General features: G+C 41.5%; 3 protein-coding genes. 2 read left to right on the forward strand and 1 reads right to left on the reverse strand.

The features are described from left to right. The first annotated feature begins 319 nt into the window (after positions 1–319). Together MUP17_04610 and MUP17_04615 are read left to right on the forward strand one after the other, a co-directional pair. Positions 320–1,210 (forward strand): NAD(P)/FAD-dependent oxidoreductase, encoded by an 891-nt coding sequence (locus MUP17_04610; protein ID MCJ7458255.1) that lies wholly within the window; start codon positions 320–322, stop codon positions 1,208–1,210. Positions 1,211–1,303: 93 nt separating this feature from the next. Beyond that, complete coding sequence (locus MUP17_04615; GenBank protein MCJ7458256.1) at positions 1,304–2,251, forward strand: radical SAM protein; 948 nt, start codon at positions 1,304–1,306, stop codon at positions 2,249–2,251. A gap of 271 nt (positions 2,252–2,522) precedes the next feature. Here MUP17_04615 and MUP17_04620 read toward each other — a convergent pair whose 3' ends face one another. Continuing rightward, positions 2,523–2,939 carry a hypothetical protein gene (locus MUP17_04620; GenBank protein ID MCJ7458257.1) on the reverse strand — a complete coding sequence of 139 codons (417 nt, stop codon included), beginning with the start codon at positions 2,937–2,939 and terminating at the stop codon, positions 2,523–2,525. Positions 2,940–3,075: the final 136 nt, after the last annotated feature.

The following is a 3,075-nucleotide window of genomic DNA, read 5'->3' on the forward strand; positions in this document are numbered from 1 at the left end:
AATTTGTGCAGATTGCTTCGTCGGTCAAATGACCTCCTCGCAATGACAGTTTTCCTTTTTTTTCTCCGTCATCCATTATCCGACATCCGTCATTTATTTCTTTCTTTAGCCTATAGCCTTTAGACCTTAGCCTTTTATCTTCCGTCTCCCTTTATTTTTCACCATCGAGCAAATATTATTTTTGATCTGCAGGAAGATCCACCGAAGCAGGTGGAACAGGCATCTTGCCTGTTTGTGTATTTCCCAACCGGTTTTTTTTATTACCACCTTACAGATAGAATGTATTATCTTAAACCAGCTTTTTCTGTTGAGGAATGCTATGAAAGTTGAAGATGTTACCATCATCGGAGCGGGACCTGCAGGAATTGCCGCAGCCATACAGCTTGAACGCTCTGGAATAACTCCACTTCTTTTGGAAAAAGATGAAATGGGGGGCCTTTTAAGAAATGCCCACCTGGTGGAAAATTATCCCGGCTTCCCTGCAGGGATCACTGGTTCGCGTCTTGTAAATCTTTTCAGGGAGCAACTCCAGAGAGTGTCAATCCTGCCCGCATTTGAAGAGGTTAAAAAACTCTATTTTAAAAAAAAGATTTTCCTTGTAGAAACATGGAAAAAAACCTATCCTTCCCGGACAGTAGTGATCGCGAGTGGGACGAAACCCAGGGGATTTGCGGATTTTGTAATACCTGAAGAAGTGAAAGACAAGATTTTTTATGAGGTTTATCCCATTCTTAGAGCTAGGAAAAAGGAAATAGCGATCATCGGAGCTGGCGATGCAGCTTTTGACTATGCCTTAAATCTCAGCCAGAATAACGAGGTTACCATTTTGAATAGCGGACAACATATCAGGTCTCTTCCCCTCCTCTTGGAAAGAGCACAAGCAGTTTCCTCAATCTCCTATCATAAGAATACACGAATCACAAGAGTGTCCAACAACTCTCAAAATGGAATACTACTTGAATGCAAGACTCTTGGAAATACCTGGAAAAGTCGTGCTGATTATTTGATATTTGCCATCGGAAGAGAGCCGCAGCTCGACTTTTTGTCAGAAAAAGTAAAGCGAAATTTCAGGGCTTTAGTGAAAAAAGGGGTTCTCTATCTTATCGGGGATGTAAAGAATGGAAATTACCGACAGACTGCCATTGCCGTGGGAGATGGAATTATGGCCGCAATGAAAATATGCAGAAGATTAAAGGGGGTATGCTCGTAAAAATCCTCTCTTCTGCATTCGTAGGCAGGGCTCCCAGCCCTGCAGAACGAGTTTTTCATAGCGCTCACATGGAAGATTAAAGGAGATCCGAATATGAAAATTCTCGCCTCAGCCGGAAAAGAGGATATCGCCATCGTTTATATTGCTGAGCTGAGAGACGGAAAGCTGGTCGAATTAGTTGAGTCTGTACAGCCACCTTTGTCCAGGGAGAAAAAGTGGGTTTTGATAGTCTCAACCCTGTTCGGCTGTCCGGTTAAATGCTTAATCTGCGATGCCGGAAGCCTTTATCAGGGGAAATTATCTAAAGAAGATATTTTTTCACAGATAGACTTTCTCGTCAAGAAAAGATTTCCGGATGGCAATATTCCAGTTGAAAAATTCAAAATCCAGTTCGCCAGGATGGGTGAGCCTGCTTTTAATCCGAATGTGCCGCAGGTCCTGGAAGAGCTTCCGTCCCGTTATAACGCCCCCGGCTTAATTCCCACTATCTCTACAATCGCTCCAGCCGACACGGACGAATTTTTCCAAAAACTACTTATCCTAAAGAATAAATTATATTCCGGTGGCAAATTCCGACTCCAGTTCTCTATCCATTCTACAGATGAAAAAATGAGATATAAGTTGATGCCGGTGAGGAAGTGGGACCTAAAAACAATCTCTTCCTTTGGAGAAAAGTTTTATGAAGAGGGGGACAGAAAACTTACCTTAAACTTTGCCCTGGCAAAAGAGATGCCAGTGGAACCAGAGGTCCTTTTACAACATTTTGACCCGGATAAATTTTTGATTAAGATGACGCCGATAAACCCCACTTATCAGGGAATCAGACACAAGCTTTGTTCCTACATTGACCCACTCTGCGAAGGAAAAGACTACCAGGTCGTAAGTGAGCTTCGTTCCGCAGGGTATGAAGTTCTCATCAGCATCGGGGAAATCGAAGAAAACCAGATCGGCTCAAATTGTGGCCAGTATTTGATAAAACATTTGAAGACGAAAGAGCAAATAAAAGAGGGATACACTTACAAAATTCAAGGCTACTCTTAGACTGTAAAGACATATTGAATGCGTCTAATCGGTACAACAGGCATCCTGTCTATTGCTTCTGTCCCCTCTCCTCATTGGAGAAATTTAGGGTGAGGTCATCCTCCTTTTCTCTTTTTTCACGATCACGATAAACGGGAAACACTCACGTTTTTTTTAACCCTTGAACTTCTTTTTGATTTTAACTATTGCCTTTAGACTTTACTTTTTTCTTTTATCCATCATTCGTTATCCGACATCCGTCATTTATTTCTTTCTTTAGCCTTAAGATTTTTTAAACCCTGTATTCCTCCAATCTATCCTTTCCCCTTCTCTCCTTAGAGAAAACGTAATTACTCCTGGAAAGCGGGGCATTGGGAAAACTCTCGTTGAATTCAGACTCAAGTCTCCTTTTCAAAAGACACAGTTCCTCATAACCGATATTCTGATTTGAAAGATATTTTTCTATCAACTCAGGACTGCTGTTCTCGCCTTTGAGCCGGGATAAAGAAACCGCCATTCTTTTTATCTCTCCCTTGAAATCCTTCAGGATTTTTTCTGCGACCCCTTCTTTTTCCTTCATCCTTTTAAGCTTTTCAGAGGCGGATATCAAGTTTCCTTCAAGCCTGTCGAAATCGACCAGCTCGATTTTTTCCTCTTTTAGCCTCTGAGCATCTCTTTTCAATTCTTTAGTCAATTCCTCAATTTCCATCTTGACCTTCCTTGTTTTTCGCTATTCGCGATTAGCTATTCGCTGTTTGCTTCTTGATTTCTTTTGACTTTAGACTATAGCCTTTTGCCTTATACTTTCATCAGCTTAATCCAATTAATCAGCTGTGAGGGTATCT

The sequence above is a fragment of the Candidatus Zixiibacteriota bacterium genome, from assembly GCA_022865345.1.
Classification (GTDB): domain Bacteria; phylum Zixibacteria; class MSB-5A5; order MSB-5A5; family RBG-16-43-9; genus RBG-16-43-9.